Genomic DNA, 4,414 nt, shown 5'->3' with positions numbered 1-4,414 from the left:
GGGGTGGCCGGGGCAGCCGGGGCGGCGGGTCGCGGATCGAGGTTCTTCTCGCCGTGCGGGGTGGCGAGGATCGCCACCTGGCGCTCGAGGTCGGCCACGCGCTCGGCCAGGGACTCGAGCGTGAGGTCGGAGGCCGGGCGGGCAATCCTTGTGAAGGCGATCTCCAGAACGAGGCGCTGGTTGGGGGCGGTGCGCATCTCGCTCGACGCCTCGCCCAGGATGGTGAGCACGCGCGAGAGCCGGTCCGGAGAGCCAAACGCCGCCGCCTCGCCGCGCAGGGACTCCAGCTCCTCCCCGCGCGCGGCCACCACGTCATCGGCGCTCGGGACCACCGAGACCACGTAGACGTCGCGCACGTGCGCGGCGAGCTCGCGCGTGAACTGCAAGAGGTCGCGCCCCGCCTCCGCGAGCGATGCCACCTCGGAGAAGAGCGACGCCACGTCGCGGTGCGCCATCGCGCGGGACACCTGCCCCAGCACGGAGCCCGAGACCTCGCCCAGGAAGTCCGACGCGGCGGCGAGGCTGATCTCCCCCGCGCCGAAGACGGAGAGCTGCTCGAGTGTGGTGAGCGCGTCGCGCATGCCGCCGCGCGCGTGGCGCACGATGAGCTCGAGCGCCCGCTCGTCATAGGTGAAGCCCTCCCGACCGCAGACAAACGCCAGGTGCGCCTGCATCTCCTCGTTGCCGATGGCGTGGAAGTCAAAGCGCTGCACGCGGGAGAGGATGGTGGCCAGGATCTTCTGCGGGTCGGTGGTGCACATGATGAAGACCACGTGCTCGGGGGGCTCCTCGAGCGTCTTGAGCAGCGCGTTGAACGCCGCCGTGGTCAGCATGTGGACCTCGTCGATGATGTAGACCTTGCAGCGCCCGCGCGTGGGGGCGTAGTTCACGCGGGAGATGATCTCCTCGCGGACGTTGTCCACGCCCGTTCGGGAGGCGGCGTCGAGCTCTATCACGTCCGGGTGCTCGCCGGACGCGATGAGCTGGCACTGCTCGCACGTGCCGTCCGGCAGCGCCGCCGGGCCGCGCTCGCACATGAGGGCCTTGGCCAGGATGCGCGCCATCGTGGTCTTGCCGGTGCCGCGCGGTCCGCAGAAGAGGTACGCATGGCTCGTGCGTCCCTCGAGCACGGCGCGCTTGAGGGTCTCGACCACATGACCCTGGCCCACGACCTGCTCAAACGTCTGCGGACGGTACTTGGTGTACAGCGATTCCATGCGACCTCCGATGGGCGGGATACTGAACCCTCAGTATACCCGCGCCACCGGACGCAAGGCCGCGCCCCACAGGTTCTTCTCGCCCCGCGACCTGACAAAGGTGACCGGGGCGGCTGCAGAGACTTTGGGGGTCGTTGTGCGGTTTTGGCGGGCGCGCGTTAGAGAATGGGAGCCGTTGCGTCGAGACGGGCTTTTCGCGTTAGCAAATCGCAGTCGTTGCGCTGCGGCGAGCCGGAACGGGCCTCCCCGCGGCCCAAAGACGCCCAGGGAGCCGCAACGACCCGCAGTTTCTAACCCGCGCGGGGGTCCGGACGTTTTCTTGGACGGCCTAGGCCGCGAGCCCGAGCCGCCCCCTCCTCCCCGCTATCGTGTCGTACGCGACGCGGCCGCCCTCGTCGAACGCCTTGAGCCTCCCCTCCTGGTACCAGCGGAGGTAGCCCTCCAGGGCCGCCGCGAACTCCTCCGCCGTCCAGCCCGACCAGTCGCGCCCGCGGAAGAGCTCAACCTTCAGCCTGCCGAAGAGGCCCCCCGCGGCGGCGTTGTCCGGCGAGTGCCCCCTCCGCGACATGGAGCGCACGGCACCGTGCGCGTCGCACCACGCCTCCCAGTCGGGCGTGCGGTAGTGCCAGCCCCGGTCGGAGTGGATCGCGCAGCCCGGGCGCACCGACGCCGCGGCGCCCCCGAGCATCTCGGCGACGAGGGCCTTGGAGGGGCTCAGGCCCACGGCGAAGGACACGATGCCCCCGTCGCAGAGGCCCACGAGCGGCGAGGGGTAGACCCTCCTGGGGTCGTCGGGGAGCCCGAACTCGGTGATGCCGGTGACCATGGCCTCGCCGGGCGCGCCCGCCGAGAAGTCGTGCGGGTCGCGGGCCTCGTCGACCGGCAGCAGGTTGGGCGCGACGCGCAGCCCCTCCTCGCCGGCGTAGGAGCTGTAGGGGCGCGGCTCGCGGGCCGAGGAGCGGGCGGCCAGCCCCTCCTCGCGCATGACGCGCCGCACGACCTTCTCCGAGACGGCCACGGGCCGCGCCGGGTCGGGCGAGGCGGCCCCGCGGGCGCGCTGGGGCTCGCCCGCGCCGGAGCGCAGATCGGCCCACACGCGCCCGGCCCCGTAGGCGCCGCCGGAGGCCTCGAAGGAGGAGCGCATGAGCGGCCTGAGGGCCGCGTAGGGGTCGGGCGCCCCGCGTCGGGAGAGCTGGTAGTAGTAGGTGCTCCTGGGCAGCGAGAGGGCCGCGAGGGCGCGCGGGAGCCCGAAGCGGGGCGCGAGCGACTCAGCCAGCGCCGACCTCTCCGCCGCCGTCAGGGCGGACAGGTCGGCGCCTGGGTCTTTTTTTAGTATCTCGATCGTGCCCTCCAGCACGGCGTTGCGCAGCTCGAGCTCCTCGCAGCGGGCCCTGAGCCCCTCGAGCTCCGAGGGAGGGGCGGCGGGCGCGGGCGCGGCGCCCCTCGCGTCACTCTCGGTCATCAGCGACGTCACCCCCTCCTCGCGGAGCAGCCTCCGCCAGCGGTAGGCCGCGCCGCCCGAGACGCCGGCCTCGCGGCCGAGGTCGTCGGCGCGCTCGCCGGCCTCGAGCCTGGCGACCAGCTCCAGCTTCCTCTCGAGGGGCAAGTATACCGGCTCCTTGCGCGGCCGGGGCGGCCTCCCGGCCGACTCCGCCCAGTGGGCGATGGACGCGGCGGAGATCCCGGTCTCGCGCTGCGCGGCGCGAAGCGACCCGAGCTCCGAGTAGACGTAGAGCGCCCGCTCCCTGTCCTCCCGCGAGTACATCCGGACTCCAATCCGGACACCGAAGTGTCCAACATTTTGTCCGGACCCCCCAGCGTTAAAGAATGAGAGTCGTTGCGGGGCGGGAGCGCCCCGGCGGCCGCGCTTGTTTAGCGATTGCGGGTCGTTGCGGGGCGTGGAGGCGTCATCTCCGCGCGCGCCGCGCAACGACCCCGGTTTTCTAACGCGCGGGCGCAGGCGGCCCGCAACGAGCCCAAAAGTCTAAGCAGCACGGTTCGGACGGAACCACGCGAGAAGCGCATCGGCAACGTCGGCGGGAAGGTCGCGCAGCCCGAGGCCATCGGTGCAGGAGGAGGCCGTCCGGACCCTGAGGCTCGCCACGCCCGCGCGCCGCTGGAACGGGTTGGCCGAGAGGGAGAGATGCTGCAGGTGGGCGCGCGGCACCACGACGCTGCGCCGCGTGAGGCCGCCGGAGATGAGCACGAGCGCGCGGGCGGCATGGCCGTAGCGCGCGGAGCGCCAGGCGAGAAGGGCGTCGGCCAGCAGCCCCGCGAGCAGCACGACGCTCAGGATGGCCGCCGCCACGACGAACGGCGACATGAGCCACGCCGCGTGCTCGGCAAGGCCCGAGAGCCCGAAGAGCCACAGCCCGAGCCCCGCCAGCCCGGCGGCGAACGGCCACCAGATCACGGCGCGCGTCACCGCCCGCCGCAGGGCCACGCTACCAAGGCGCCCCAGCTCAACGCTGCCGAGCACGCCCGCGTAGCCCGGCAGCACCTCGGCGAGAAACCCGTCGAGCTCGCTCATGCGCAGAAACGGGTGGATGACGACCTCGCCCGCGGGCTCGCCGCCCTCCTCGCCAACGCCGGCCACCACGACGGCGCGAACCTCCGCATAGCCGATGAGCTGGCGAATGACCCCCTGCCGAACGCTCACGTACTGGACGCGCTCCGTCACCAGGGTGCGCGACGAACGCGACAGCAGCCCGTGCTCCACGACCACGCGGTCGGCATAGCGCTCCACGCGGTAGCCCGCGTGGAGCACGAGGTTGAGCACAAAGGACACGGCCGCCCCCAGCAGGAGCGCGACGGCGAGAAACGCCAGCGCCACGGGCACGATCACCGGCGCGATGCCGGCCACGAGCTCCTCGCCTCTGCCCACGATGTCGAGCATGCCCCACTCGATCAGCTGGTTTGCCCCGTTGGCCAGGAGAATCACAAGCGCGAGGGCCTGGCTGCCGGCGCTCATCTGCGAAGCCGCGGCGAGCATCAGGGCACGGCCCTCGAGCGTGAAGACGGCAAGCGGGCGCTCCTCGGGGTCGGACGCGGAGACGTCCCCTGGCGCATCGACAGCATCCCGCTCGCCCGGCCGCCCCTCGGCGGCGCGCTTGCGGCGGAAGAGCTCCGCGCGCAGCGCCTCGGCCTCGCCCGCGCGAAGGCCGCGCAGCTTGGAGGCGTCATCCTCGGCCGCCGCG

Annotated in this window: 3 protein-coding genes; all 3 read right to left on the bottom strand. The window is 72.6% G+C overall.

Annotated elements, in window-relative coordinates; all coding sequences use genetic code 11:
* Positions 1-1,217 (bottom strand): DNA polymerase III subunit gamma/tau (gene dnaX / locus H6A23_RS11145; RefSeq protein WP_204832243.1); only part of this gene is annotated, 1,217 nt, incomplete at its 3' end.
* 328 nt (positions 1,218-1,545) lie between these two features.
* On the bottom strand, positions 1,546-2,982 hold the full coding sequence (locus H6A23_RS11140; protein WP_204832242.1) for an IS3 family transposase: 1,437 nt from the start codon (positions 2,980-2,982) through the stop codon (positions 1,546-1,548).
* A gap of 219 nt (positions 2,983-3,201) precedes the next feature.
* Positions 3,202-4,414 (bottom strand): PH domain-containing protein (locus H6A23_RS11135; RefSeq protein WP_204832241.1); only part of this gene is annotated, 1,213 nt, incomplete at its 5' end.

Source organism: Olsenella uli (assembly GCF_016900775.1).
Lineage (GTDB): Bacteria > Actinomycetota > Coriobacteriia > Coriobacteriales > Atopobiaceae > Thermophilibacter > Thermophilibacter uli_A.
This window is presented reverse-complemented; position numbering and strand designations above follow the sequence as displayed.

Coding starts and splice junctions, on each gene's coding strand:
- H6A23_RS11140 (WP_204832242.1), bottom strand. CDS start 2,982: ATGTACTCGCGGGAGGACAGGGAGCGGGCGCTCTACGTCTACTCGGAG.